Origin of the sequence: Streptomyces sp. NPDC006552, from assembly GCF_040611655.1 — a bacterium.
Lineage (GTDB): Bacteria > Actinomycetota > Actinomycetes > Streptomycetales > Streptomycetaceae > Streptomyces.
The window spans coordinates 1-24,872 of the sequence record NZ_JBEXOS010000067.1; the positions used below are offsets into that span (position 1 = coordinate 1).

At 74.5% G+C, this 24,872-nt stretch carries 23 protein-coding genes; 14 read left to right on the forward strand and 9 right to left on the reverse strand.

Translation table 11 applies throughout. From position 1 onward, the window contains the following. Positions 1 to 88: 88 nt before the first annotated feature. Positions 89 to 736 (reverse strand): MBL fold metallo-hydrolase, encoded by a 648-nt coding sequence (locus ABZY33_RS29485; protein WP_356494742.1) that lies wholly within the window; start codon positions 734 to 736, stop codon positions 89 to 91. After that, positions 736 to 1,821 (reverse strand): S-(hydroxymethyl)mycothiol dehydrogenase, encoded by a 1,086-nt coding sequence (locus tag ABZY33_RS29490; protein ID WP_356494743.1) that lies wholly within the window; start codon positions 1,819 to 1,821, stop codon positions 736 to 738. The genes ABZY33_RS29485 and ABZY33_RS29490 overlap by 1 nt, the downstream gene beginning before the upstream one ends. Positions 1,822 to 1,998: 177 nt before the next feature. Here ABZY33_RS29490 and ABZY33_RS29495 point away from each other — a divergent pair, with 177 nt between their 5' ends. After that, on the forward strand, positions 1,999 to 2,784 hold the full coding sequence (locus tag ABZY33_RS29495) for an ABC transporter permease (protein ID WP_356494744.1): 786 nt from the start codon (positions 1,999 to 2,001) through the stop codon (positions 2,782 to 2,784). Between the two features lie 55 nt (positions 2,785 to 2,839). Here ABZY33_RS29495 and ABZY33_RS29500 read toward each other — a convergent pair whose 3' ends face one another. From ABZY33_RS29500 to ABZY33_RS29510, 3 genes are all read right to left on the reverse strand, one after another. Then, entirely contained in the window at positions 2,840 to 3,328 is a 489-nt protein-coding gene (locus ABZY33_RS29500; protein ID WP_356494745.1) for a glutathione peroxidase, read from the reverse strand. A gap of 93 nt (positions 3,329 to 3,421) precedes the next feature. Further along, complete coding sequence (locus ABZY33_RS29505) at positions 3,422 to 3,634, reverse strand: hypothetical protein (protein WP_356494746.1); 213 nt, start codon at positions 3,632 to 3,634, stop codon at positions 3,422 to 3,424. Positions 3,635 to 3,683: 49 nt separating this feature from the next. Continuing rightward, entirely contained in the window at positions 3,684 to 3,887 is a 204-nt protein-coding gene (locus ABZY33_RS29510; RefSeq protein WP_356494747.1) for a hypothetical protein, read from the reverse strand. Positions 3,888 to 3,963: 76 nt separating this feature from the next. Between ABZY33_RS29510 and ABZY33_RS29515 the strand changes: the two genes are divergently transcribed. Both ABZY33_RS29515 and ABZY33_RS29520 read left to right on the forward strand, forming a co-directional pair. After that, positions 3,964 to 4,533, forward strand: coding sequence for an AAA family ATPase (locus tag ABZY33_RS29515; RefSeq protein WP_356494748.1), 570 nt, complete (start codon positions 3,964 to 3,966; stop codon positions 4,531 to 4,533). Between the two features lie 61 nt (positions 4,534 to 4,594). Next, positions 4,595 to 6,106, forward strand: a complete 1,512-nt coding sequence (locus ABZY33_RS29520; RefSeq protein ID WP_356494749.1) for an MFS transporter — start codon at positions 4,595 to 4,597, stop codon at positions 6,104 to 6,106. 37 nt (positions 6,107 to 6,143) lie between these two features. Here ABZY33_RS29520 and ABZY33_RS29525 read toward each other — a convergent pair whose 3' ends face one another. Beyond that, positions 6,144 to 6,587: an SsgA family sporulation/cell division regulator gene (locus ABZY33_RS29525; protein WP_356494750.1), complete on the reverse strand. Its 444-nt coding sequence runs from the start codon at positions 6,585 to 6,587 to the stop codon at positions 6,144 to 6,146. Between the two features lie 260 nt (positions 6,588 to 6,847). Here ABZY33_RS29525 and ABZY33_RS29530 point away from each other — a divergent pair, with 260 nt between their 5' ends. From ABZY33_RS29530 to ABZY33_RS29565, 8 genes are all read left to right on the forward strand, one after another. After that, positions 6,848 to 8,404: an ATP-dependent DNA ligase gene (locus ABZY33_RS29530; protein ID WP_356494751.1), complete on the forward strand. Its 1,557-nt coding sequence runs from the start codon at positions 6,848 to 6,850 to the stop codon at positions 8,402 to 8,404. A gap of 151 nt (positions 8,405 to 8,555) precedes the next feature. Then, on the forward strand, positions 8,556 to 9,041 hold the full coding sequence (locus tag ABZY33_RS29535; RefSeq protein WP_356494752.1) for a TrkA C-terminal domain-containing protein: 486 nt from the start codon (positions 8,556 to 8,558) through the stop codon (positions 9,039 to 9,041). A gap of 4 nt (positions 9,042 to 9,045) precedes the next feature. Further along, positions 9,046 to 10,287, forward strand: a complete 1,242-nt coding sequence (locus tag ABZY33_RS29540; protein ID WP_356494753.1) for a cation:proton antiporter — start codon at positions 9,046 to 9,048, stop codon at positions 10,285 to 10,287. Positions 10,288 to 10,427: 140 nt separating this feature from the next. Next, the gene (locus ABZY33_RS29545) at positions 10,428 to 11,960 is read left to right on the forward strand and encodes an MFS transporter (protein WP_356494754.1); all 1,533 of its coding nucleotides are present in this window, start codon (positions 10,428 to 10,430) and stop codon (positions 11,958 to 11,960) included. 149 nt (positions 11,961 to 12,109) lie between these two features. Further along, positions 12,110 to 12,637, forward strand: coding sequence for a GAF domain-containing protein (locus ABZY33_RS29550; protein ID WP_356494755.1), 528 nt, complete (start codon positions 12,110 to 12,112; stop codon positions 12,635 to 12,637). A gap of 98 nt (positions 12,638 to 12,735) precedes the next feature. Then, positions 12,736 to 13,212, forward strand: coding sequence for an NUDIX domain-containing protein (locus ABZY33_RS29555; RefSeq protein ID WP_356494756.1), 477 nt, complete (start codon positions 12,736 to 12,738; stop codon positions 13,210 to 13,212). A gap of 96 nt (positions 13,213 to 13,308) precedes the next feature. Continuing rightward, positions 13,309 to 14,703 carry an NADP-dependent succinic semialdehyde dehydrogenase gene (locus ABZY33_RS29560; protein WP_356494757.1) on the forward strand — a complete coding sequence of 465 codons (1,395 nt, stop codon included), beginning with the start codon at positions 13,309 to 13,311 and terminating at the stop codon, positions 14,701 to 14,703. Between the two features lie 144 nt (positions 14,704 to 14,847). After that, entirely contained in the window at positions 14,848 to 17,331 is a 2,484-nt protein-coding gene (locus ABZY33_RS29565; RefSeq protein ID WP_356494758.1) for a polysaccharide lyase 8 family protein, read from the forward strand. Here the strand turns inward: ABZY33_RS29565 and ABZY33_RS29570 are convergent. From ABZY33_RS29570 to xylA, 3 genes are all read right to left on the reverse strand, one after another. Beyond that, the gene (locus tag ABZY33_RS29570) at positions 17,312 to 18,421 is read right to left on the reverse strand and encodes a substrate-binding domain-containing protein (RefSeq protein ID WP_356494759.1); all 1,110 of its coding nucleotides are present in this window, start codon (positions 18,419 to 18,421) and stop codon (positions 17,312 to 17,314) included. The genes ABZY33_RS29565 and ABZY33_RS29570 overlap by 20 nt on opposite strands. Positions 18,422 to 18,564: 143 nt before the next feature. Continuing rightward, the gene (locus ABZY33_RS29575; protein ID WP_356494760.1) at positions 18,565 to 19,023 is read right to left on the reverse strand and encodes a hypothetical protein; all 459 of its coding nucleotides are present in this window, start codon (positions 19,021 to 19,023) and stop codon (positions 18,565 to 18,567) included. A gap of 63 nt (positions 19,024 to 19,086) precedes the next feature. After that, complete coding sequence (xylA, locus tag ABZY33_RS29580; RefSeq protein WP_356494761.1) at positions 19,087 to 20,253, reverse strand: xylose isomerase; 1,167 nt, start codon at positions 20,251 to 20,253, stop codon at positions 19,087 to 19,089. A 170-nt stretch (positions 20,254 to 20,423) separates the two neighbouring features. Between xylA and xylB the strand changes: the two genes are divergently transcribed. From xylB to ABZY33_RS29595, 3 genes are all read left to right on the forward strand, one after another. Then, a complete protein-coding gene (xylB, locus tag ABZY33_RS29585; RefSeq protein WP_356494762.1) occupies positions 20,424 to 21,860 on the forward strand; it encodes a xylulokinase in 1,437 nt (478 codons plus the stop codon). An 813-nt stretch (positions 21,861 to 22,673) separates the two neighbouring features. Next, positions 22,674 to 23,867: an ROK family transcriptional regulator gene (locus ABZY33_RS29590; RefSeq protein ID WP_356494763.1), complete on the forward strand. Its 1,194-nt coding sequence runs from the start codon at positions 22,674 to 22,676 to the stop codon at positions 23,865 to 23,867. Positions 23,868 to 24,172: 305 nt separating this feature from the next. Then, positions 24,173 to 24,778, forward strand: coding sequence for an N-acetylmuramoyl-L-alanine amidase (locus tag ABZY33_RS29595; RefSeq protein ID WP_356494764.1), 606 nt, complete (start codon positions 24,173 to 24,175; stop codon positions 24,776 to 24,778). Positions 24,779 to 24,872: the final 94 nt, after the last annotated feature.

A 24,872-nucleotide genomic window follows, 5' to 3' on the forward strand; every position in this document is an offset into this window, starting at 1 on the left:
GGCGTACCGGTCCGCCATCTGCTCCTTCACGGAGGTCCAGGTCCCGGCGATCACCGACGGACCGCCGCCCGGCCGCACATGCACGCCGTCAGTGACCGCGCTGGATCCACGCGTCGAGGTTCGGTGCCTCCGCGCCGATCGACGTGCTGTCCCCGTGTCCGGTGCGGACCTCGGTCTCGGGCGGCAGGGTCAGCAGCCGGTCGCGGATCGAGGCGACGATCGTCGGGAAGTCGCTGAAGGTGCGCCCGGTCGCGCCGGGGCCGCCCTGGAACAGGGTGTCGCCGGTGAAGACCGTGCCGAGCGCGGGCGCGTACAGACTCACCGCGCCGTGGCAGTGGCCCGGCGTGTGCAGCACGGTCAGCTCCACGCCGGCGACCGTCAGCCGCTGCCCGTCCGCGAGTTCGCCGTCCGGCGCCCGGTCGGGGTGGGTGCGCTTCCACAGCTCGGTGTCGGCGGGGTGCAGCAAGACCGGCGCGCCGGTGCGGGCGGCGAGGGCGGGCGCCGCGTCGATGTGGTCGTCGTGCGCGTGGGTGCAGACGATCGCGACGAGCCGCCGGTCGCCGACGGCCGCGGCGATGGCGTCGGCGTCGTGCGCCGCGTCGATGACGAGCACCTCGGAGTCGTCGCCCACGAGCCAGACGTTGTTGTCGACGTCCCACGTGCCGCCGTCGAGGGAGAACGTGCCGGACGTGACCAGGTGCTCGATCCGGGCCCCGGTGGAAGCGGCGGCGGCCATCAGAACATCACCACCGAACGCAGCACGTCACCCTGGTGCATCCGCTCGAACGCCTTCTCCACGTCCTCCAGGGCGATGGTCTCGGTGACGAACGCGTCGAGGTCGAGACGGCCCTGGAGGTACAGGTCGATGAGCATCGGGAAGTCGCGGGAGGGCAGGCAGTCGCCGTACCAGGACGACTTGAGCGCGCCGCCGCGTCCGAACACGTCGAGCAGCGGCAGTTCGAGCCGCATCTCCGGGGTGGGCACGCCGACGAGCACCACGGTCCCGGCCAGGTCCCGTGCGTAGAAGGCCTGTCGGTAGGTCTCGGGGCGGCCGACCGCCTCGATGACGACGTCCGCGCCGAAGCCGCCGGTCAGCTGGCGCACCGCCTCGACCGCGTCGGTGGAGCGCGAGTTGACGGTGTGCGTCGCCCCGAGCGAGCGGGCCGTCGCCAGCTTCCTGTCGTCGATGTCCACGGCGATGATCTTCGCGGCGCCGGCCAGGGCGGCGCCGACCACCGAGGCGTTCCCGACGCCGCCGCAGCCGATGACGGCGACGGAGTCGCCACGGCCGACCCCGCCGGTGTTGATGGCGGCACCGAGCCCGGCCATCACGCCGCAGCCGAGCAGTCCGGCCGCCGCGGGCGACGCGGACGGGTCCACCTTGGTGCACTGACCCGCGGCGACCAGCGTCTTCTCGGCGAACGCGCCGATGCCGAGGGCCGGGCTGAGCTCGGTGCCGTCGGCGAGGGTCATCTTCTGCCGCGCGTTGTGGGTGTTGAAGCAGTACTGGGGCCGCCCGCGCCGGCAGGCCCGGCACTGGCCGCAGACCGCGCGCCAGTTGAGGATCACGAAGTCACCGGGGGCGACCTCGGCGACCCCCTCCCCCACGGACTCGACGACCCCCGCCGCCTCGTGCCCCAGCAGGAACGGGAACTCGTCGTTGATCCCGCCCTCCCGGTAGTGCAGATCGGTGTGGCAGACCCCGCACGCCTGGATCTTCACGACGGCTTCGCCCGGTCCCGGGTCCGGCACCGTGATCGTCTCGATCGCCACCGGTGCGCCCTTGGCTCGCGCGATCACGCCCTGCACCTGCTGTGCCATGACGGTCAGCCCTCTTTCTTCTCGGCGTCGTCCTTCTACGCTCTGTGCCCGCCCATCGTCCCGCACGGACGGGGCCCGGAACAGCACCGGTGCCCAGGTGGGAGCGGTTGACGCGGGCTCGGGCCGAGACACTGCCCGCCCCGGGGCGAGCGATCGCCCCGGCTCTAGGCTGCCGGGGTGCCCGAGCGACCGGTGGCCGCGGCCACCCTGCTGCCCGTCGACGGCGTCCTCGCCGCCGCGCTCCTCGTGCTGCTGCTCGTGGCCGTGGCCACCGCCGCGGTGTTCCGGCTCGCCCCGGACGCCTCGGGGCGGCGAGCCCGGGAGATCGCGGTGGCGGGCGTCCGCGCGGCGGTCCAACTCGGCGCGGTCTCCCTGGTGATCGGCTGGGTGGTCCACCACGGGGCCGCCCTGTCGGCGTTCGTCCTGCTCATGTTCGGGGTGGCGGCGCGGACCGCGGGGCGCCGCATCACGGCGGACCGCGGCTGGGTGTGGGCGGCGCTGCCCATCGCCGGGCCGGTGGCGCCCGTCATCGGCGCGCTGATCGCCGCGGGAGTGCTGCCGGCGCGCGGGATCGCCCTGATCCCCGTCACCGGCATCCTCATCGGCGGGGCGCTCACCGCGACGGTCCTCGCCGGCCGCCGCGCCCTGGACGAGCTCACCACCCGCCGCGGCGAGGTCGAGGCCGGTCTTGCCCTCGGCCTCCTCCCCCGCGAGGCCCGCCTGGAGATCGCCCGCCCCGCCGCGTCCGACGCGCTGCTCCCCGGCCTCGACCAGACCCGCACGGTCGGCCTGGTCACCCTGCCCGGCGCGTTCGTCGGGATGCTCCTGGGCGGCTCGTCCCCGGTCATGGCCGGCGCGGTCCAGCTCTTCGTCCTGGTGGCGCTCCTCGCCGTACAGGCGATCGCGGTGGCGGCGACGGTCGAACTGGTGGCGCGGGGCCGGCTGCGCCGACCCCGCGCCTGACCGGCGCGCCGGGGACGGACCCCGGGCGCGCCGGCGGCCGCCGCGGACACGGAGGTCAGCGGGGCAGCACGGCCTCGACTGCCGAGGTGACCTCCGCCGCGTCGGGCTCGGTCTGCGGGGAGAAGCGGGCCGCGACGGTGCCGTCCGGGGCGATCAGGAACTTCTCGAAGTTCCACCGCACGTCACCGGTGTGCCCCTCGGCGTCGGCGGCGGCGACGAGCTGCTCGTAGAGCGGGTGCCGCTGCGCACCGTTGACGTCGACCTTCTCCGTCATGGGGAACGTCACGCCGTACGTGGCCGAGCAGAACTCGGCGATCTCGTCGGCCGTCCCGGGCTCCTGGCCCATGAATTGGTTGCAGGGCACGCCCAGCACCGTGAAGCCGCGGCCGGCGTACTGCTCGTGCAGCCGCTCCAGAGCCGCGTACTGCGGGGTGAGGCCGCACTTGGAGGCCACGTTGACGATCAGGACGGCCTGGCCCTGGTACTGGTCGAGCCGGGCGGGGCCGCCGCCGAGGGCGCCGATCTCGGTGTCGAGGACGGACATGGAACTCCTTGTGTGTCGGGGGCCGGCGGAGTGCCGCCGGTGCGCCCATTGTGCGCCGGGCCCCGGCCCCCTCCGCGCGCGGGCCCGGCCGCGTCAGCCCGCCGCATACTCGTGCGCGGGCGCGCCGCGCCACTCGATGTGCGGGGAGTCGCCGAGCACGAGGTCCTCCGCGTTCTCCAGGCCCGCGCGGCGCAGGAACTCGATGACGTCCGCGTCCGAGTGTGCGAGTCCGAGGGGCACGGCGTGCACCGTGACGGTGCGCCCGCCGCCCGCGGACGGCCGGTGGACGACTACCACTGCGGCCACGGATCCACCCCGCTGCCGGCGCGGCGGACGGAGGCCGGGGACGGGACCGTCATGACGCACCTCCGCTCTCCCGGGCCCGGCGGAGCAGTTCCTCCGTGGCGGCCGGGGTCAGCCGCTCGCCGGCCAGCACCCGGGACAGCCGCAGCAGGCGCCGGCGCAGGGCGGTGCGGCCGGGCTGCTCGGCCAGCCGCCGGTAGGTCTCGGACCATTCCTGCCGGGTCCGTACGAGGTCGTCGGTGATGGTGTGCCGCATACCTGGGATTAGATCGCATGTTCGAATTTACGTGCAAGCGGGGTCCGGCCGCCCGGGCGCGTGTGATCATGCCCGCATGACCACGGGCCGCATCATCTTCCTCAACGGCACGTCCAGTTCGGGCAAGTCGAGCATCGCCCGGGAGCTGCTCGATCTCCTGGACGACGGGGTGTTCTTCCATCTGGCGGTGGACGACTTCAACGCGATGCGCACCAAACGGGAGCTGGGGCCCGAGGAACTCGACGCGGCGCTGCGCCGCACCCGCACCGGCTTCCACCGCGCGATCGCGGCGATGGCCGTGGCGGGCAATGACATCGTCGTGGACCACGTGCTCAGCGAACCGTGGCGGCTGCGCGACTGCCTGGACGTCCTGCCCGCCGAGAGCGTGCTGTTCGTGGGCGTCCACTGCCCGCTCGGGGAACTGACCCGCCGGGAGCGGGTCCGCGGCGACCGCCCACCCGGCCTCGCCGCCCTCCAGTACGACCAGGTGCACCGGCACGGCCTCTACGACCTGGAGTGCGACACCGGCACGCTGAGCCCGCGCGCCTGCGCCGAACGGATCCGGGACTTCCTCCCGCACCGCCCGCACCCGACCGCCTTCACCCGGCTCAGGGAACGCGACCTGGGCGCGCTGCCGGTCTCCTAGCCGGGCGGCCCCCTCGGGCCGTCTCTCGCGTCCGGGCCCCGCGTCCCGCAGAATGTGCCCGATGACTGCCACGGCGCACCCCGCCCCGGAGGCCGCCCCGCAGGTCCGGCTCTCGTCGGCGCGCGGGCGGTGGATCCTGGCGTGCGTGGTGCTCGCGTCGGGGATGGCGATGCTCGACGGGACGGTGGTGAACGTCGCCCTGCCGACCATGGGCCGCGACCTCGGGGCCTCGCTGTCCGCGCTCCAGTGGGTCGTCAACGCCTACATGCTGACGCTCTCCGCCTTGTTGCTGTGGGGCGGGGCGATGGGCGACCGGGTGGGCCGGCGGCGCACCCTGGTGCTCGGCGTGGCCTGGTTCGCGCTCGCGTCGGCCCTGTGCGGACTCGCCCCCGGCGAGGGGACGCTGATCGCGGCGCGGGCCCTGCAGGGCATCGGCGCGGCGCTGCTGACGCCCGGGTCGCTGGCGCTGGTGCGGTCGGTCTTCCACCCCGACGACCAGGCGCGGGCCGTGGGCGCGTGGTCCGGTCTGACCGGGGTCGCGGGGGCGCTCGGCCCCTTCCTCGGCGGCTGGCTGATCGACGGGCCCGGCTGGCGGTGGATCTTCCTCATCAACGTGCCGCTCGCCGCGGCCGTGCTCGCGCTGGCGCTGCGGTACGTGCCCGAGAGCCGGGACGCCGCGGCCGCCGACGCGCCCTTCGACCTGCTCGGCGCCGTGCTCGCCGCGCTCTGCCTGGGCGGGGTCAGCTACGCGCTGATCGGCGCGTCCGGCACCGCGTCCGCGGTCTCCACCGGCCTGCCCGCGCTCGTCGGAGCCGCCGCGGGCAGCGCGTTCGTGCTCGTGGAGCGCCGCCGGGCGGCCCCGATGCTGCCGCCGTCGCTGTTCTCCTCGCGCCTGTTCAGCGCGGCGAACGCGATGACGCTGTGCCTGTACGCGGGGATCGGCGGCACGCTGTTCCTGCTGCCGGTGCAGCTCCAGGTCGCCCTCGGCTACGACGCGCTGCAGGCCGGTACGGCGACGCTGCCGGTGACCGTGCTGATGCTGCTGCTCTCCGCCCGGGCCGCCGATCTGGCGCACCGCGTCGGGCCGACGACGCCGCTGGTCGTCGGCCCGCTGGTGGCCGCGGCCGGGGTGCTGCTGATGCTGCGGATCGGCCCCGGCTCCGCGTACGTGACCGGGGTCCTGCCCGCGGTCGCCGTGCTGGGCCTGGGGATGAGCCTGTTCGTGGCCCCGCTGACGGCGACCGTCCTGGCGTCGGTGGACCCGGAGCGCGCCGGGCTCGCGAGCGGGGTGAACAACACGGCCGCACGGGTGGCTCAGCTGCTGGTCGTCGCCGCGCTGCCGCTGGCCGTGGGTCTGTCGGGGGCGGCGTACACCCGGCCCGCCGCGGTGAACGCCGCGTTCCACCGGGCGGCCTGCGCCTGCGCCCTGCTGTTCGCGCTGGCGGCCGTGGCGGCGGCGCTGTTCGTGCGGCCGCGCCATGTCCGCCCGCGGCTCGACGAGGCGCCGCGGCCGCAGTGCCGGTCCCATCTCGGCGTCGGGGCACCGGCGCTGGAGCCCGGCGACGACCGGTGACCCGGCCGGGGCGGCCCGGCTGAGGGGGCGCTCTCGCTCACGGCCCGCCGGGGTGGCCGAGGAGCGCGGCGAGCGCGCGGTCGACGCCACCCGTCACATCCTCCGCGCCCGCCGCTACCAGGGCGTACGTGCGCCGCAGGAAGCGGTGCAGGGTCGAGGTGTCGAAGTGGACGACGGCCATCCCCTCGGGCGCGTGCAGTTCGATCACGGTGCGGGCCCCGTCCCAGGGCCAGACATGCACGTCACCGGCGCCGGCCGGCCTGCGCAGCCCCTCGTCGAGGAGGGTGCGGGCGAACTCCCAGGTGACGTCGGTCCCGGCCAGGGTGACCGCGGCCGGGAAGACCAGGTGGACCGCGAGCGGGTCGGCGCAGGCGTAGCGGAGGCTGACGGTGACGGCGCGCTCGGGGCCGCCCGGCCCCTGGGCGGCGACCAGACGGGCGCGGGCGGGCTGGGCGAAGGCGGGGGGCAAGGTGGTCGGCATGGCGGGCTCCCTCTGTGCGCTGAAGTACCTGGTGCCCGTTGGAGGTGGCAGCGGGGCGGCGCGTGACGGCGGAACGCGAGCAGTCCGGTGCGGCCTGCACCGCGGGCTCTGTCCTCGCTCTGCCCTCCCCTCTATATTCCGGCATATCTCGTGAATGGTTCAAAGGCGGCGCTCGTTTCCTGGCCGAGCCCTTTCACCACCGCCCGTCCGGCCGACGCCCTACTGGTGCGCGGGCCGCGCGCCCGTAGCACCATGGCTCCATGCTCTTTGCCCGGCTGGCCCAGGTGTCCCAGGAGGTCGCCGCCGCTTCGGCGCGGTCCCGGAAGATCGAACTGCTCGCGGAGCTGTTCCGGGACGCCGACCCGGACGACGTGCCGATCGTCATCCCGTACCTGGCGGGGCGGCTCCCGCAGGGACGGCTCGGCATCGGCTGGCGGGTGCTGGGCGAGCGCGTGGCGCCGGCCGCCGAGCCGCGGCTGAACGTGCAGGACGTCGACGCGGCGCTGACCGCGCTCGGCGATGTGGCCGGCGCCGGATCGCAGGCGGAGCGGCGGCGCCTGGTGGGCGAGCTGATGGGGGCCGCGACCGAGGACGAGCAGCGGTTCCTGTTCGGCCTGGTGACCGGCGAGGTGCGCCAGGGCGCCCTGGACGCGGTCGCGCTCGAAGGACTGGCCCGGGCCACCGGCGCGCCCCCCGGGGACGTACGGCGCGCGGTGATGCTGGCGGGCGGGCTGCAGCCGGTCGCGCGGGCGCTGCTCGCGGCGGGGCCCGGCGCGCTCGCGGAGTTCCGGCTCACCGTGCGCCACCCCGTGCAGCCGATGCTGGCGCACTCCGCGGGCTCGGTCGGCGAGGCCCTCGACAAGCTGGGGGCGTGCGCCGTGGAGGAGAAGCTCGACGGCATCCGCGTGCAGGTGCACCGGGACGGCGACGAGGTCCGGGTCTTCACGCGCACGCTCGACGACATCACCGACCGGTTGCCGGAAGTGACGGCGGCGGCGCGGGAGTTGCCCGGCGAGCGGTTCATCCTGGACGGCGAGGTCATCGCGCTGGACGACAGCGGGCGGCCGCGCGCGTTCCAGGAGGTGGCCGGGCGGGTCGGGTCCCGGGTGGACGTGGCGCGGGCCGCCGGCGCGGTGCCCGTCTCCGCGGTCTTCTTCGACGCGCTGTACCTGGACGGGGACGATCTGCTGAACCTGCCCTTCGCCCGGCGGCACGAGCGGCTCGTGCTGCTCGTGCCGGAGCCGATGCGAGTGCGGCGGACCGTCGTCGAGGACGCCGCCGAGGCGGAGCAGCGGGCCGCGGCGCAGGAGTTCTTCGACGCGACGCTGGAGCGCGGTCACGAGGGGGTCGTCCTCAAGGGCCTGGAGGCCCCGTACAGCGCGGGGCGCCGGGGCGCGTCCTGGCTGAAGGTGAAGCCGGTGCACACGCTCGACCTCGTGGTGCTCGGCGCCGAGTGGGGGCACGGGCGGCGGACCGGAAAACTGTCGAACCTGCATCTGGGGGCGCGGCGGGCGGACGGGTCGTTCGCGATGCTCGGCAAGACGTTCAAGGGGCTCACCGACGCGCTGCTGGCCTGGCAGACGGAGCGGCTGCGGGAGCTGGCGGTCGGGGACGACGGGCAGGTGGTCACGGTCCGTCCCGAGTTGGTCGTGGAGATCGCGTACGACGGGTTGCAGCGGTCGACGCGGTATCCGGCGGGGGTGACCCTGCGGTTCGCGCGGGTGGTCCGGTACCGCGAGGACAAGACGCCGGAGCAGGCGGACACGGTGGAGACGGTGCTGGCGGCGCATCCGGCCCTGGGGGCGGACGCGGACTGACGCGGCGGACCGCTGACGACGATCCGCGACAGCTGACTATTTCTTTGCCAAAACATGAACCGTATAGGGTGACACTCGCACCGAAAGGTGCATCCGCCACCCACCGCCCGCCGGGACCACGGTCCGGCCACGCACGGACAAGGGGAGAGACGTGCCCGCTTCACGCCTGAGCAGGACACCATTGCCGGGAATCGGCTTCCGCTACGACCTGACCACGCGAGAACGGCGCCGGCTCTCCGTCGTCGCCCATCGGGACGGGGGCCGCACCCTCAACGCCTACCAGGCCGACGACCCGGACGCCTGCGCCCTGTCGCTCCGGCTCTCCGCGGGCGAGGCGGCGTACCTCATCGACGCGCTGATGCCCTCGCACCACAGCCCGAACCTGCTGCACACCACCGACCTCGGTCTGGTGGCCGAGCGGATCGAGATCCCCGGGGTGTCGCACTGGAACGGGCGGGTGCTCGGCGAGACGCATCTGCGCACCGAGACGGGTGCCTCGATCGTGGCGGTGCTGCGCCGGGCGGAGGCGATCCCGTCTCCGACGCCGGACTTCCGGCTCGCGGGCGGCGACACGGTCATCGTGATCGGCACCCGCGAGGGCGTCGAGGCGGCGGCCGCGATCCTGGGGCGGGAGTGACCGGATGCACTCCGCTGTCTTCCTCATCGAGTTCGGGGCGATCATCCTGGCCCTCGGTCTGCTGGGCCGGCTGGCCGGACGGATGCGGTTCTCCCCGATCCCGCTCTATCTGCTGGCGGGGCTCGCGTTCGGCGAGGGCGGGCTGCTGCCGCTCGGCGCGAGCGAGGAGTTCGTCGCGATCGGCGCCGAGATAGGCGTGATCCTGCTCCTGCTGATGCTCGGCCTGGAGTACACCGCCAGCGACCTCGTCAGCAATCTCAAGACGCAGTACCCGGCGGGGCTCGTCGACATGACGTGCAACGCGCTGCCGGGCGCCGCGGCCGCGCTGCTCATGGGGTGGGGCCCGGTCGCGGCCGTCGTGCTCGCCGGGGTCACCTGGATCTCGTCGTCGGGTGTGATCGCCAAGGTGCTCGGGGACCTGGGCCGGCTCGGCAACCGCGAGACGCCGGTCATCCTGAGCATCCTGGTCCTCGAAGACCTGGCGATGGCCGTCTACCTGCCGATCATCACCGCGCTGCTGGCCGGGGTCGGCTGGGCCGCGGGCGGGCTCACGCTCGCCATCGCGCTGGGCGCCGCCGGCCTCGTGCTCTTCGTGGCCGTGCGCTACGGGCGGCACATCTCCCGGTTCGTGTCGAGCGACGACCCGGAGAAGCTCCTTCTGGTCGTCCTCGGCCTGACGATCCTGGTCGCCGGGCTCGCCCAGCAGCTCCAGGTCTCCGCCGCCGTCGGCGCGTTCCTCGTCGGCATCGCCCTGTCCGGCGAGGTCGCCGAGGGGACCCACACGCTGCTCTCGCCGCTGCGCGACCTGTTCGCCGCCGTGTTCTTCGTCTTCTTCGGCCTGCACACCGATCCGGCGAGCATTCCGCCGGTACTGCTGCCCGCGCTGCTCCTCGCCGTGGTCACGGCCTGCACGAAGATCTTCACCGGATACTGGGCGGCGCGCCGGGCCGGGGTGTCGGTGAAGGGCCGCTGGCGGGCCGGGGGCGCGCTGGTCGCGCGCGGCGAGTTCTCCATCGTGATCGCGGGGCTCGCGGTGACGTCCGGCATCGAACCGCGGCTCGGCCCGCTGGCCACCGCGTACGTGCTGATCCTGGTGATCGTGGGCCCGCTCACCGCCCGCTACACCCAGCCGCTGGCCCAGCGGCTGGGGGCCCGGCGCTCCCCCGCGGCCACCGCCACGGGGGCCGCGGTGCCGGGGCCGCGGGCGGCGGAGGATGCCGCGCCGGTGGACGAGCAGATCGGCTGACGAGCGCGCGGAAGCAGCCCGAGGACGGCGGCCGGGGAGGAGAACAGGGCGTTCTCCTCCCCGGTCGCCGTCCTCGGGCGGGGCGCTTAGCGTGGTGGAGAGCTGGATCAGGGGGTGTACCTGGACGCCTGGAGGCCACCATGGATCGCCCGTCCGACTCCGCCGCGGAGCCGCCCGAGCCCGGCGTGCGGGCCACCGCGCCCGAAGGCGGCTCGGCGCCGCACACCGGCGGCGGGAAGCACGAGCACCGATGGCTGATCCTCGCCGTCATCGGCATCGCCCAGCTGATGGTCGTCCTCGACGCGACGATCGTGAACATCGCGCTGCCCTCCGCGCAGCAGGACCTAGGCTTCAGCGACGGCAACCGGCAGTGGATCGTCACCGCGTACGCGCTGGCGTTCGGCAGCCTGCTGCTGCTCGGCGGGCGGATCGCCGACCTGGTGGGCCGCAAGGCCGTCTTCATCGCCGGGCTCGTCGGCTTCGCGGCGGCCTCGGCGCTGGGCGGCGCCGCGACCAGCTTCGGGATGCTGGTCTTCGCCCGCGCCCTGCAAGGCGTGTTCGGCGCGCTGCTCGCGCCGGCCGCGCTGTCGCTGCTGACGACGACCTTCACGGACCCGCGTGAACGCGCCAAGGCGTTCGGTATCTACGGCGCCATCGCGGGCGCGGGCGGCGCGGTGGGGCTGCTGCTCGGCGGGGTGCTGACCGAGTACCTGGACTGGCGCTGGTGCCTGTACGTGAACCTGATCTTCGCCGTGGTGGCGATCGTCGGCGGCGTACGGCTGCTGCACGGCGGGCGCCCCAAGGACCGGCCGGAGCTGGACGTGCCGGGCACCGTCCTGGTCTCCGTCGGCCTGTTCTGCATCGTCTACGGGTTCTCGAACGCCGAGACGCACTCCTGGGGCAACTGGCTGACCTGGGGCTTCCTCGTCATCGGGGTGGCGCTGCTGGCCGCGTTCACCTGGTGGGAGCTGCGCGCGCCGCATCCGCTGCTGCCGATGCGCGTCATCCTGGACCGGGACCGCGGGGCGTCGTACCTCGCGATGTTCATCTCCGGTGCGGGCATGTTCGGCGTGTTCCTGTTCCTGACGTACTACTTGCAGCAGATCCTCGCGTACTCGCCGGTGATCACCGGCGTGGCGTTCCTGCCGATGGTGGCCTGCATGGTGTTCTCGTCCGTCGTCACGACGAACTTCCTGGTCCCGCGGCTGGGGCCGAAACCCATCGTGCCGCTCGGCATGGCCCTCTCCGCGGGCGGCATGGGCTGGCTCACCGCGCTCGATCTGCACAGCACCTACGCGGCGCACGTGCTGCCGCCGCTGCTCGTCGCCGGTATCGGGCTCGGCCTGATCTTCGCCACGGCGATGAACCTGGCCACGGCGGGCGTCGCCGACCACGACGCGGGGGTCGCCTCCGCCATGGTCAACACCAGTCAGCAGGTGGGCGGTTCGATCGGCACGGCGCTGCTCAACTCCCTGGCGACCACCGCCGCGACCAACTACCTCGTCGGCAAGCGGCCCTCGCCGCTGGTGCGGGCGCAGGCCTCGATGGAGAGCTACTCGACCGCGTTCTTCTGGTCCGCGCTGTTCTTCGCGGTCGGCTTCGTGGTGACGCTGGTGCTGTACCGGCCCGGCGTACCGAAGTCGGCGGCGGCCGCAGACGCCGTGCCCCTGTGACCGCGGCCGGGTTCCGGGCGTCCGGGACCCGGTTCGGGGCATTCCCTCACGGGGCATACCCCTTCTGCAAAGTCCGCCCGCCCGGCCGTGCGCCGGGCGGGCGACGCCGCCTGTAGGGGGCAGCCGTCAGGGGAACAGGGGGACGGGCCGTGCGCAACGTGCCGTACGAGACGTATCAGGTGGACAGCGAACAGCTCGCGACGGCGTTCGTCGAAGTGGCGGACGCGGCGGTCCGCGGCGCCGCCCAGGCGCTGGCCGCCCTCGTCGGCTGCTGTCCCTCGCTGCTCGGCGTGCCGACCGCCTCCGTGGTGCTCAAGCCGCCGACGGGGCGGGTGGACGTCGCCGCGTCGGACGACCGGGGGATGCGCCTCGAGCGGGCCTCGCTGTCCTGGGGCGAGGGCCCCGGCGCGGACTGCCGCGCCTCGGCCCAGCCCATCCGGGGCGTGCCCCTGGCACACCCCTACGCGCGGGCCAACTGGCCGTCGTACACGGCGATGGCGCGCTCCCTGGGCTTCGCGGGCGTGGTCGCGGTCCCGCTGCGCGCGGCGGACCGGGCGGTCGGCTCCCTGAGCCTGCTGTCGGACCGGGCCGGCCCGCCGGACGCGCTGCAACTGCGGCTCGGCCAGCACCTGGCGGACGCGACGGCCCTCGGCGTGCTGCCCCGCTGCCCCTCCTGACCCCGGCAGCGACCCGCTCACGTCCGGTGCGGGCCGCGCGGGAACGCGACCGCCACGCGTACTCGCGGTCCCGCGGTGTCCGCGGCGACACTGGCCTCATGGCTGACGGGACGAAGCGAACGAAACGCAGTGCGGGTCTGCTCCTCTTCCGCCGCGCTCCGGGCGGGCCGGAGGTGCTGCTGGGGCACATGGGCGGCCCGTTCTGGGCGCGCAGGGACGCCGGGGCGTGGAGCGTCCCGAAGGGTGAGTACGAGCCGGACGAGGCGCCCTGGGACGCGGCGCGGCGCGAGTTCCAGGAGGAGCTGGGGGTGCCCGCGCCGGAGGGTGTCGCGCTGCCGCTCGGCGAGACGGTGCAGGCCAACGGCAAGCACGTCACCGTCTGGGCGATGGAGGCGGACTTCGACCCGGCGGACATGGTGCCCGGCACCTTCACGATGGAGTGGCCGCGGGGCTCGGGCCGCATGACGGACTTCCCCGAGCTGGACCGGGTCGCGTGGTTCGGCCTGGACGCGGCGCGGGCCGCCGTGGTCAGGGCGCAGACGGTCTTCCTGGACCGGCTCGCCGCGCAGGTCTGAGGGCGCCCGGGCCGGGTACGCGGAGGTGCCCCCCGCGTTGCGCGGCCTGGCGCCGCGCGGGAAGGTCGAAGGAACCGCGCACAGGAGGTCGCCCCCATGCCCATCGCGACGGTCAATCCCGCGAACGGCGAGACATTGAAGACGTACGACGCACTCTCCCCCGAGGACGTCGAACAGAAGCTGGCCCTGGCGGCCCGGACGTTCGCGTCGTACCGCACGACGTCGTTCTTCGACCGGGCGCGGCTGCTCCAGCAGGCCGCCGACCTGCTGGACGCGGACACCCCGGACATCGCCCGCGTCATGACGACGGAGATGGGCAAGCCGATCGCCGCGGCCCGCGCCGAGGCGGCGAAGTGCGCGAAGGCGATGCGCTGGTACGCGGAGAACGCGCAGCACCTGCTGGCCGACGAGCACCCCGCGGAAGCGGATGTGAAGGATTCCGGGGCGGCCCGCGCGCACGTGCGCTACCGGCCGCTGGGCGTGGTGCTCGCGGTGATGCCGTGGAACTTCCCGCTGTGGCAGGTCGTCCGGTTCGCGGCGCCCGCCCTGATGGCCGGGAACGTCGGTCTGCTCAAGCACGCCTCGAACGTCCCGCAGACCGCGCTCTACCTGGAGGACCTGTTCCGCCGGGCCGGGTTCCCCGAGGGCTGCTTCCAGACGCTCCTGGTCGGCTCGGACGCCATCGAGTCCATTCTGCGCGACGAGCGGGTGGCGGCGGCGACCCTCACCGGCAGTGAGCCGGCCGGCCGCTCCGTCGCCGCGATCGCCGGTGACGAGGTGAAGAAGACGGTCCTGGAGCTGGGCGGCAGCGACCCGTACCTGGTCATGCCGTCGGCGGACGTCGCCAAGGCCGCGAAGACGGCGGTGACGGCCCGGGTGCAGAACAACGGCCAGTCGTGCATCGCCGCGAAGCGGTTCATCGTGCACGAGGACGTCTTCACCGAGTTCCGGGACGCCTTCGTCGAGGGCATGCGGGCGCTGAAGGTGGGCGATCCGCTCGACGAGTCGACGGACGTCGGCCCGCTCGCCAGCGAGCAGGGCAGGAAGGATCTGGAGGAGCTGGTGGACGAGGCCGTCGAGTCCGGGGCCACCGTGCTCTGCGGCGGACAGCGGCCCGAGAACCTCGCGGAGAGCGGCTGGTTCTACGAGCCGACGGTCCTCGCCGACATCCGGCCCGAGATGCGCATCCACCGCGAGGAGACGTTCGGCCCGGTCGCCACCCTGTACCGGGTCGCGGACCTGGACGAGGCCATCGCGGTGGCCAACGACACGCCGTTCGGGCTGAGTTCCAACCTGTGGACCGGCGACGAGGACGAGATCGAGCGGTTCGCCCGGGACAGCGGGGCGGGCGGCGTCTTCATCAACGGCATGACGGCCTCGCACCCGGCGCTGCCCTTCGGCGGCGCGAAGCGGTCCGGTTACGGGCGCGAACTCGCGGGTCACGGGATCAAGGAGTTCTGCAACGTCACCACCGTGTGGGTCGCCGCCTGAGCCACACGTCGGGCGGGCAGCGGCGAGGCCCGTCGGCGAACGATCAAAACGCTCACCTTGGTCGATCCTCTTGAGCGTTTGAAACTCCGGATGCTAGAAACCGCTTACTCCCCCCGCGGTCCCTCCAGCATCCGGAGTTCTTCCATGACGTCGCAGACGCCCGCTCTCCCGCTCTCCGCCGCGCCGTGGTCCCGGCGCGGTTTCCTCGCCTCGACCGCGGCCGCCGGGGCGGCGCTCACCGTCGGCCTCCCCCAGCGGGCGACCGCCGCCGCCGGGGACGCGCCCGGCGCGGCGGACGACGAGTTCGCCACGCTGCGGGCCAAGTGGCGGGCGCTCTACCTGGGCGCGGGCTTCAGCCCGACCGCCGAGCCCTTCCGGTCGAAGCTCGCCACGCTCGGCACCCAGGCCGCCGCCTGGCGCGACGCCATGGCCCCGGCCGACGGCTCGCTGTGGCCGGACGCGGTCTTCGGCGACCCGGACCCCGACACGGACACCGAGTCCTACGGCTACTCGGAGAAGATCCAGACCAGCTACGAGCGCATCCGCGTGATGGCGGAGGCGTTCTGCCAGCCCGGCACCGGCCTCACCGGCGACGCCGCCCTGCGGACCGCCGTCCTGACCGCCGTCGACCACATGAGCGCGCAGGTCTACCACAAGGACCGCGCCCAGTTCGGGAACTGGTACAACTTCCAGATCGGCGCCCCGCAGCGGCTGCTCGACATCGCGATCCTGATGTACGAGCACCTCAGCGCCGCGCAGCTGACCGCCGCGGTCGAGGCCGTCGACCACTTCGTCCCGGACTCGCTGGTCGCCAAGTACACCGGCACCAGCACCGGCGCCAACCGCATCGATCTGTGCCGCGTCCTCGCGCTGCGCGGCATCCTCGACGGCACCGCCGCGAAGGTCGCGCTCGCGCGGGACGCCGTCTCGCCGGTCTTCCCGTACGTCACCTCGGGCGACGGCCTCTACGCCGACGGCTCGCTGATCCAGCACACCTACGTGCCGTACACGGGCTCCTACGGCGCTGTCCTCATCGACGGCCTGAGCAAGCTGTTCGCGCTGCTCGGCGGCTCCACCTGGGCGATCACCGACAGCGGCCGGCAGCTCTTCCTGGACTCGGTGGAGGACGCGTACGCACCGTTCCTGCACGACGGTCTCATGATGGACAACGTCTCGGGGCGGGCGATCAGCCGGGGCCTGGTCGCCGGCGATCCCCTCAAGGTCCAGCAGGACGACCACGCGCGCGGGCACGCGATCATCGCATCGGTCCTGCTGCTCGGGCAGGGGGCGAGCGCCGGGGAGAACGCGCGCTGGCAGGCGCTGGCCAAGGGCTGGTACACCCGCGACCGCTACAGCGACGTGACGACGGGCCGCACGCTCGGGGTCGCCGCGCTGTCCCGGGTGACGGCTCTGCTGGCCGACTCCGCCGTGAAGCCGGCCGCCGAACCGGTCGGCCACCGGGTGTTCCCGTCGATGGCGCGGGCCACGCACCGCAGCAAGCGGTTCACGGCCTCGGTGTCGATGTCCTCGAAGGCGATCACCTTCTACGAGAACGGCAACGGCGAGAACGTCCGCGGCTGGCACACGGGTTCGGGGCTGCTCTCGTGGTGGGCCGAGGGCGACAGCGCCGGCGGCGGCCAGTACAGCGACGGCTTCTGGCCGACCGTGGACCCCTACCGGCTGCCCGGCACGACGGTCTCTCGCAAGCCGCTCGCGGACGGGGAGGGCGGCACATGGGGCGCGGCGCGACCCGACACGACCTGGGTCGGCGGCGCGACGGACGGCACCTACGGCGTGCTCGCCCAGGACGTGCGGGGTCTGTCGTCGACGCTGCGGGCGAAGAAGTCGTGGTTCTTCCTCGATGACGCGGTGGTGTGCCTGGGCGCGGGCATCACGAGCACCGACAGCGCCGGGGTGGAGAGCGTCGTCGACAGCCGCAATCTGGGGGCCTCCGGTACGGCGCGCCTGACGATCGACGGGCGCCCGCAGCCGGCGCGCCATCCCTGGAACGCGGCGTTCCCTCGCGCCCGGTGGGCCCACGTCGCGGGGCACGGCGGCTACGTCTTCCCCGGCGGCACGTCCCTGACGGCGCTGCGCGAGGAGCGTACGGGCACGTGGAAGTCGATCAACGGCGGTGGCGCGGCCGACCCGGTGACGCGCCGGTACGTGACGCTGCTCGCGGACCACGGCAGCGACCCGGCGGACGCGTCGTACGCCTACGTGCTGCTGCCCGGGGCGAGTGAGGGGCGCACGGCGGCGCGGGCGGCGGACCGCCACTGGCTGGCCGTCGACGTCAACTCGGGGGCGCGGCAGGGCGTGCGGGTGCCCTCACTGGGCTTCACCGGGGTGACGTTCTGGGAGCCCGGGACGGTCGGCGCGGTGACGGTCGACGCGCCGCTCGTCGTGCAGGTCCAGGAGAAGCGGGACGGTACGGCGACGGTGTCGGTGAGCGACCCGAACCGCGCGGTGAAGGCGGCGACGCTGGTCTGGCGGCGCCGGGTGCGGTCCGTGACGTCCAGGCCGGGGTCGGTGACGGCGGCCGGGACGGGCCGCGAACTGCGGCTCACGTTCGGCGACCTGAGCGCGACGGGCGGCGGCACGCAGAAGGTCACCGTCCGGCTCGGCTGACCGGCGGCGCGGCGCACGAGGCCCGCATGCGCAGCTCCGGGAGGACATCGATGTGCTGGCCCGCCTCGCTGGCCTGTGGCGCCTCGGTGAGCCGGGTCAGCAGCAGTTCGGCGGCGCGCCGGCCCACCGTCCGCTTGGCCGGGGCGACCGCCGTCAGCGGCAGGTCGGCGAGCGCGGCGATCTCGTCGTCGTACGTGATCACGGACAGGTCCTCGGGGACGCGGACGCCGTGGGCGCGCAGCCGGGGCACGAGGACGATCGCGTCGGCGTCGCTGTGCAGGACCGCGGCGCTCGCCCCGTGCTCCGCGACGGCCGCGCGCAGGAAGGCGAAGGTCCGCTCGAACCGCTCGGCCTCGGTGGCGGCGGGCTCCCGCGCCGGGTCCGGTCCGGGGGCGGCGCGCAGCCCGAGCGCCGCCACGGCCGCCTCGAAGCCGCGCCGCAACTGCGCGGTGGTGGGCGATTCCTGGGCCACCAGGACGAGGGTGCGGTGGCCGAGCGCGGCCAGGTGCCGGACGGCCTCGGCGGCGCCGTGGGCGTGGTCGGAGCGGACCCGGTCGAGGGCGGCGGCCGGGTGGCCGAGCGGTGCCGAGCGCTCGACCAGGACCGTGGGCACGGGCCGCTCCGTGATCCGCAGCCCCTCCCCCGGGCCCGGCACGCCCCGGTCCCAACTGGGCGTCAGGAGCAGCCCGTCGGCGCCGGCCGCGAGCAACCGGTCGACCTGGGCGGAGTCCTCGCCCGGCAGGTACCGCGACAGCGCGACCACGAGACGGGCGCCGCGCTCCTCCACGGCTTCCCGCGCCCCGCGCACGACTTCCGCGTAGTAGTACTCGGTGGTCGGCACCACCATGCCGATCACCGCGCCCTCGGCCGTCCGCGCGGCGGGCCGCGGGAGTTCGGCCGTCTCGCCGGGCCAGACCACGGCGCCGTGCAGGCGCTGGAGGCGGCCCTGGGCGGCGAGGGTCTCGACGTCGCGGCGCAGGGTGACCGGGGAGACGTCCAGTTCGCGGGCGAGGTCGGCGACGCGCAGCGTGCCGCGTTCGCGCAGCAGTTCCAGCACGCGTGTGTGGCGCCGGTCGACGTGCAGCCGCATGAGTCCGGCCCTCCCCGTTGCTCCTGCCCGGTCCACCGGCCGTCCCCGGCGGGCGCGTCATCGTATCGATCATCTGCGCTCAGAACGATCCCCGGAACGGACCCTCGGGCGGTGCGACGCGCGAAGCCCGTGTCCGGGGTGGCTCAGGGGCCGTCCTGTTCGGGCAGCAGGGATGCGACGTCGCTGGGCAGGAGGCCGCTGGGGAAGGCGCTGGGCAGTTCGCTCGGCAGCTCGGTCGGCAGACCTGACGGCAGCTCGCTCGGCAGCTTGCTCGGCACCGCGCTGGGGAGTTCACTCGGCAGCTCGCTCGGGAGACTCAGCGACGGTGAGGGCGCGCCGGTGCGGCTGCTCCCGTCCGGCGAGGGCTTGTCGTCGCCGTCCGAGGAGCGTGTCATGACGAGCACGACGACGCCGACGATCACCACGGCGGCGAGCAGTACGGCGATCCACACGTACGGGCGGCGCGGCCCCGGGCGCGGGGGCTCCGGGGGCGGCGGAGCGCCGAACGGCCCGCCGGGGGGCGGGCCGAACCCGCCGCCCCGGGGCGGCCGGTCACTGGGCGGCGGAGGTGGCTGGTGCGGGGGCGGCGGGGGCGCGGACATGCCCCCAGCTTCCTCGCCCAGGGGGCCGGCGCGCGACCCCCTGGCGTGACTTCGGACGGTGGGTCAGCCGCGCGCGGCCAGCAGGTGGTCCATCGCGAGCTGGTCGAGGCGCTCGAACGCCATGCCGCGCTCGGCGGCGGCCTCGACGTCGAACTCCTCGTACGCGCTCTTGTCCGCGAGCAGCGCGGCGACCCCGTCGGCAGCGGTCGGCTGCGCCAGTTCGTCCAGGCGGGACGCGCGCAGCGCCTCCTGCACCTCGGGGTCGGCGCGGAAGGCGGCCGCGCGATCCTTGAGGATCAGGTAGTTGCGCATGCAACCCGCGGCGGACTCCCAGACGCCGTCGAAGTCCTCGGTGCGCGGCGGCTTGAAGTCGAAGTGCCGGGGGCCCTCGTAGCCCGCGGTCTCCAGCAGGTCGACGAGCCAGAACGCGGCGCGCAGGTCGCCCGCGCCGAAGCGCAGGTCCTGGTCGTAGCGGGTGCCGTGCTGGCCGTTGAGGTCGATGTGGAAGAGCTTGCCCGCCCACAGGGCCTGGGCGATGCCGTGCGGGAAGTTGAGGCCCGCCATCTGCTCGTGGCCGACCTCCGGGTTGACGCCGTACATCTCCGGGCGCTCCAGGCGCTCGATGAAGGCGAGGGCGTGCCCGACGGTGGGCAGCAGGATGTCGCCGCGCGGCTCGTTCGGCTTGGGCTCGATGGCGAACTTGAGGTCGTAGCCCTGCTCGATCACGTACTCGCCGAGGAGGTCGAAGGCCTCCTTCATCCGGTCCAGGGCGAGGCGCACGTCCTTGGCGCCGCCGGACTCGGCGCCCTCGCGGCCGCCCCAGGCGACGTACGTCTTCGCGCCCAGTTCCGCGGCGAGGTCGATGTTGCGGATCACCTTGCGCAGCGCGTAGCGGCGTACGTCGCGGTCGTTGGCGGTGAAGCCGCCGTCCTTGAAGACCGGGTGGGTGAAGAGGTTCGTCGTGGCCATCGGCACGACCATGCCCGCGGCGTCCAGGGCCTGGCGGAAGCGCTTGACGTGGGACTCGCGCTCGGTGTCGGAGGACCCGAAGGGGATCAGGTCGTCGTCGTGGAACGTGACGCCGTACGCGCCGAGCTCGCCCAGGCGCCGCACGGACTCGACCGGGTCGAGCGCGGGCCGGGTGGCGTCGCCGAACGGGTCGCGTCCCTGCCAGCCGACGGTCCACAGACCGAAGCTGAACTTGTCCTCGGGGGTGGGCTGGTACGTCATCTTGCGGCTCCCTCGCCGTTCGCGGACATGGCAATGTCGTGCCGCCCGCCTATTTCGTCATGGCACTTTACAAATTAGTATGCAGGCACGCCGCTGGGAAGAGCCGGCCCGGATCGGACCTTCTCGCCTACGTCCCGGTCCCGGGACCGCCGGAAGATCAGGAGAGCCGCATGTCAGCTGCCGATGGACCCTTCGTCGTCGGGGTGGACAGTTCCACGCAGTCCACGAAAGCCCTGGTCGTCGACGCCGCCACGGGCGCGGTCGTGGCCAGCGGGCAGGCGCCGCACACGGTGACCTCGGGCGCGGGCCGCGAGAGCGACCCCGAGGAGTGGTACGCCGCGCTGTGCTCGGCGCTCGCCCAGTGCGGTGACGCGGCGCGGCGGGCGGCGGCCGTCTCCGTCGGCGGGCAGCAGCACGGGCTCGTCACGCTCGACGCGGCCGGCCGGCCGGTGCGCCCCGCGCTGCTCTGGAACGACGTGCGCTCCGCGCCGCAGGCCCGGCGCCTGACCGACGAGCTGGGCGGGGCACGGGTGTGGGCCGAGCGCTTCGGCAGCGTGCCCGGCGCCTCGTTCACGGTGGCGAAGTGGGCGTGGCTGGCCGAGCACGAGCCGCAGGCCGTCCGGGCGACCGCGGCGGTGCGGCTGCCCCACGACTACCTGACGGGCCGGCTGACCGGCACGGGCACCACAGACCGCGGTGACGCGTCCGGCACCGGCTGGTGGGCGTCGGCGACCGAGGCCTACGACGAGGACGTGCTCGGCCGGGTCGGACTCGATCCGGCGCTGCTGCCGAGGGTGGTCCGCCCCGGCGAGGTCGCGGGCACGGTCCACGCCGCCGCGGGCGAACTCCCCTTCGCCCCGGGCACGCTGGTGGCCGCGGGCACCGGGGACAACGCGGCGGCCGCGCTCGGCCTCGGGCTGCTGCCGGGCACGCCCGTGCTGAGCCTGGGCACCTCGGGCACGGTGTACGCGGTGTCGCGGCGCCGGCCCACGGACGCGAGCGGGACCGTCGCCGGGTTCGCCGCGGCCCACGGGGACTGGCTGCCGCTCGCCTGCACCCTGAACTGCACCCTCGCCGTGGACCGGATCGCGGCCCTGCTCGGCCTCGACCGCGAGGCGGTCGAGGAGGGCGGCGGCGCCACGATCCTGCCGTACCTGGACGGTGAGCGGACCCCCGACCTCCCCCATGCCTCCGGCCTGCTGACGGGGTTGCGGCACGACACGACGGGCGGACAGCTGCTCCAGGCGGCGTACGACGGGGCGGTGCACGCGCTGCTCGGCGCCCTCGACCGGGTCCTGGACGAGGACGCCGACCGGACCGCTCCCCTGCTGCTCATCGGCGGCGGCGCGCGCGGCACGGCCTGGCAGCAGACGGTACGACGCCTGTCGGGACGGCCGGTCCAGGTCCCCGAGGCCCGTGAACTGGTGGCCCTCGGCGCCGCCGCGCAGGCCGCGGGCCTGCTGACCGGCGAGGACCCGGCCGCGGTCGCCCGCCGCTGGGACACCGCGCGGGGGCCGGTCCTCGACGCCGTTCAGCGGGACGAGGCGGCGCTGGAGCGGATTTCGGGGGTGTTGGCGGGGGCGGCGTCGTTGTTGGAGGGGGCGTGAGGGGGCGGGTCGCGGGGTGCTGGTGAGGGGGTTCGTTGTTGGAGGGGGGCCGGGGCTCTGTCGATTGCGGGGTGGGGCCCTTGGGGTCGCGGGGCGGGGTTCCCGTGCTCGCGGGGCGGCGGTGGCCCGGGCGCCCGGTGCGCGGTTGCGGGGTGCGGTGGTCCGGCCCGCCCGGTGCGTGGTCGCCGGATGCGGTGGTCTGGCCATCTGGTGCGTGGTCGCGGGGCACGGCGGTCCAGCCGCCTGGTGCTCGGTCGCCGGGTGCCCGGTGGTCCAGCCGCCTGGGGCTCGGTCGCCGGGTGCCCGGTGGCCCAGCCGCCCAGTGCTCGTTCGCCGGGTGCCCGGTGGTCCAGCCGCCTGGGGCTCAGTCGCCGGGTGCCCGGTGGCCCGGCCGCCTGGGGCTCGGTCGCCGGGCGCGCGGTGGTCCAGCCGCCTGGTGCTCAGTCGCCGGGTGCCCGGTGGCCCAGCCGCCCAGTGCTCGGTCGCCGGGTGCCCGGTGGTCCAGCCGCCTGGTGCTCAGTCGCCGGGCGCGCGGTGGCCCGGGCGCCCGGTGCGCGGTCACGGGGCGCTGTGGCCCGCGGGCGCTGCGGTCGGCCACCCGCTGCCCGGCTCCCGGACACGACGACCCGCCCACCCGATACGCGGCCACAGGGCACCACGGCCCGACCACCCCACGCACGACCACCGAGCACGATGGCCCCGCCACCCGGCCCGCGCCCACCGAGCACGACGGCCCGCCCACCCGACGCGCGGTCGGGGCCGCCCGGCCGACCTGCGCGCGTCCCCCCGCACACTCACTGGGAACATGACCCCATGACCGCACCACTGCACCGGCCCCGCCCGGGGACGCCCGACACCCAGCAGGGCATGCGACGCCGCAACCTGTCCCGTGTGATGTACGCGGTCGCCGGTGAGGGCCCGCTGTCCCGGGCCGCGGTGGCGGGGCACATCGGGTTGACCCGGGCCGCCGTCTCCACGCTCGTCGACGAGCTGATCCGGGCGGGGCTGCTGGAGGAGCTGGGGCCGCAGCGGCCCGGTGGCGTCGGCCGCCCCGGCTCCGCGCTCGCGGTCAGCGGCCGGGGCCCGGCCGGGCTCGGCGCCGAGGTGGGCGTCGACCATCTCGCCGTGTGCGCGGTGGACCTGCGCGGCGAGGTACGGGCCCGCGCCGAGTTGCGGACCGGCAACCGGGGGCGCGCGCCACGCCCCGTCCTGACCGATCTCGCCGCGCTGGTGCGCGAGGTGAGCGAGGCAGCCACCGCCGAGGGGCTGCGGCCCGCGGGGCTGGCCGTCGCGGTCCCCGGCCTGGTCGCGCGCGGCACCCACACCGTCGTCCGCGCCCCGAACCTGGACTGGCACGACACGGACGTGGCCGCGCTGCTGCCGGACGGCATCCCGTTGCGCGTCGACAACGAGGCGAACTTCGGCGCTCTGGCCGAACTCTGGCTCGCCACCGACGCCCCCGCCGACTTCTTGCACGTGTCGGCGGAGATCGGCATCGGCGCGGCCCTCGTCGTCGACGGCCACCTGCTGCGCGGCACGCGCGGGTTCGCCGGGGAGCTGGGCCATGTGCCGGTCCGCCCCGAGGGCCCGGCCTGCCCGTGCGGCGGGCGCGGCTGTCTGGAGCAGTACGCGGGTGAGGAGGCGGTGCTGCGTGCGGCGGGTGTCGCACCGGGTGCGGACCGGGTGAACCTGCTCGCCGAACGGGCCGCGGCGGGCGACGCGGACACCCGCCGCGCGCTGCGCGACGCCGGTACCGCACTGGGCATCGCGCTGACCGGCGCGGTGAACCTGCTCGACCCGCGCGCGGTGGTCCTGGGCGGCGCGCTCTCCCGCCTGGCGCCGTGGCTGCTTCCGTCCCTGGAGCGGGAGTTGACGCGCCGTACGGCGACGCCCGCGGACGGGGTCGCCGTCTCCCGGTTCGGCTCGGACGGCCCCCTGCTCGGCGCGGCGCACTCCGTGGTGCGAGCGGTGCTCGACGATCCGATGGGCGTGACGCAGGAGGCGTGACACGGCGCCGGGCGGGCCCTGCGGGGCGTCAGGCACGTACGGCGCCGGTGGACGCGCGGCGGGCTCCGGGCGCGTACTCCGCGTTCCGGATGCCAGTGGTTCGGACCTCTGACGTGCGGTTGTTCACATCTCGTGGGTTGTCCACAGGTGCGCCGCGTCCTCTTCCGCCCTCCCCGGCGGGGCCCGTAACGTGAGCCGGGCGAACCGACCCGAGAACGCTCGCCGTGCGGCCGCGCGCCCGCTCCGGTTCCCCCCACCGTCCGACGCCCGTCGTCATGCCGTTCGTCCAGAGAGGCAGGATCGTCATGGACCGCGCAAGACACCTCCCCCACCCCAGCCGCCGCCGTCTGCTCCAGGCCGGTGCGCTGGCCGCCGTCCCGGGTGTGCTGCTGCCCGCGGGCCGGGCCGGCGCCCAGGCCGCGGCCGTCGACTACCCGTCGGCCGAGTCCGTCCCCGCCAGCACCTCCAACTACACGGTGTCCAGCCGCCCGTCGACCTACCGCGTCGACCGCGTCATCATCCACGTCACGCAGGAGACGTACGCGGACTCCGTCAAGATCTTCCAGAACCCGGCCAAGCAGGTCTCCATCCACTACCTCGTGCGCTCCTCCGACGGGCACATCGCCCAGTGCGTGCGCGAGAAGAACGTCGCCTGGCACGCGGGCAACTGGGGCTACAACACCCGCAGCATCGGCATCGAGCACGAGGGCTGGGTCGACAAGCCCGAGTACTTCACCGACGCCATGTACGAGAAGTCGGCGGCCCTGACGGCCTCGGTCTGCGCGCGGTACGGCATCCCGATGGACCGCGCGCACATCCTCGGCCATGTCGAGGTGCCCGGGACCGATCACACCGACCCGGGCCCGTACTGGGACTGGTCGCGCTACATCCGGATGGTCAACTTCGCCTGACACCCTCCGCAGCCGGGCGGCGTGGCCGAGGTCCGGCCCGTTCCTGACACTGGGCGGTCCCGGTTCCCGTCACGGACGGCATGTGCCACCTCGG

Bases quoted from the DNA above. Each gene is read 5' to 3' on its own strand.
- ABZY33_RS29485 (WP_356494742.1), bottom strand. From the start codon at position 736: ATGGCCGCCGCCGCTTCCACCGGGGCCCGGATCGAGCACCTGGTCACG.
- ABZY33_RS29490 (WP_356494743.1), bottom strand. From the start codon at position 1,821: ATGGCACAGCAGGTGCAGGGCGTGATCGCGCGAGCCAAGGGCGCACCG.
- ABZY33_RS29500 (WP_356494745.1), bottom strand. From the start codon at position 3,328: ATGTCCGTCCTCGACACCGAGATCGGCGCCCTCGGCGGCGGCCCCGCC.
- ABZY33_RS29510 (WP_356494747.1), bottom strand. From the start codon at position 3,887: ATGCGGCACACCATCACCGACGACCTCGTACGGACCCGGCAGGAATGG.
- ABZY33_RS29515 (WP_356494748.1), top strand. From the start codon at position 3,964: ATGACCACGGGCCGCATCATCTTCCTCAACGGCACGTCCAGTTCGGGC.
- ABZY33_RS29520 (WP_356494749.1), top strand. From the start codon at position 4,595: ATGACTGCCACGGCGCACCCCGCCCCGGAGGCCGCCCCGCAGGTCCGG.
- ABZY33_RS29525 (WP_356494750.1), bottom strand. From the start codon at position 6,587: ATGCCGACCACCTTGCCCCCCGCCTTCGCCCAGCCCGCCCGCGCCCGT.
- ABZY33_RS29530 (WP_356494751.1), top strand. From the start codon at position 6,848: ATGCTCTTTGCCCGGCTGGCCCAGGTGTCCCAGGAGGTCGCCGCCGCT.
- ABZY33_RS29540 (WP_356494753.1), top strand. From the start codon at position 9,046: ATGCACTCCGCTGTCTTCCTCATCGAGTTCGGGGCGATCATCCTGGCC.
- ABZY33_RS29545 (WP_356494754.1), top strand. From the start codon at position 10,428: ATGGATCGCCCGTCCGACTCCGCCGCGGAGCCGCCCGAGCCCGGCGTG.
- ABZY33_RS29555 (WP_356494756.1), top strand. From the start codon at position 12,736: ATGGCTGACGGGACGAAGCGAACGAAACGCAGTGCGGGTCTGCTCCTC.
- ABZY33_RS29560 (WP_356494757.1), top strand. From the start codon at position 13,309: ATGCCCATCGCGACGGTCAATCCCGCGAACGGCGAGACATTGAAGACG.
- ABZY33_RS29565 (WP_356494758.1), top strand. From the start codon at position 14,848: ATGACGTCGCAGACGCCCGCTCTCCCGCTCTCCGCCGCGCCGTGGTCC.
- ABZY33_RS29570 (WP_356494759.1), bottom strand. From the start codon at position 18,421: ATGCGGCTGCACGTCGACCGGCGCCACACACGCGTGCTGGAACTGCTG.
- ABZY33_RS29575 (WP_356494760.1), bottom strand. From the start codon at position 19,023: ATGTCCGCGCCCCCGCCGCCCCCGCACCAGCCACCTCCGCCGCCCAGT.
- xylA (WP_356494761.1), bottom strand. From the start codon at position 20,253: ATGACGTACCAGCCCACCCCCGAGGACAAGTTCAGCTTCGGTCTGTGG.
- xylB (WP_356494762.1), top strand. From the start codon at position 20,424: ATGTCAGCTGCCGATGGACCCTTCGTCGTCGGGGTGGACAGTTCCACG.
- ABZY33_RS29590 (WP_356494763.1), top strand. From the start codon at position 22,674: ATGACCGCACCACTGCACCGGCCCCGCCCGGGGACGCCCGACACCCAG.
- ABZY33_RS29595 (WP_356494764.1), top strand. From the start codon at position 24,173: ATGGACCGCGCAAGACACCTCCCCCACCCCAGCCGCCGCCGTCTGCTC.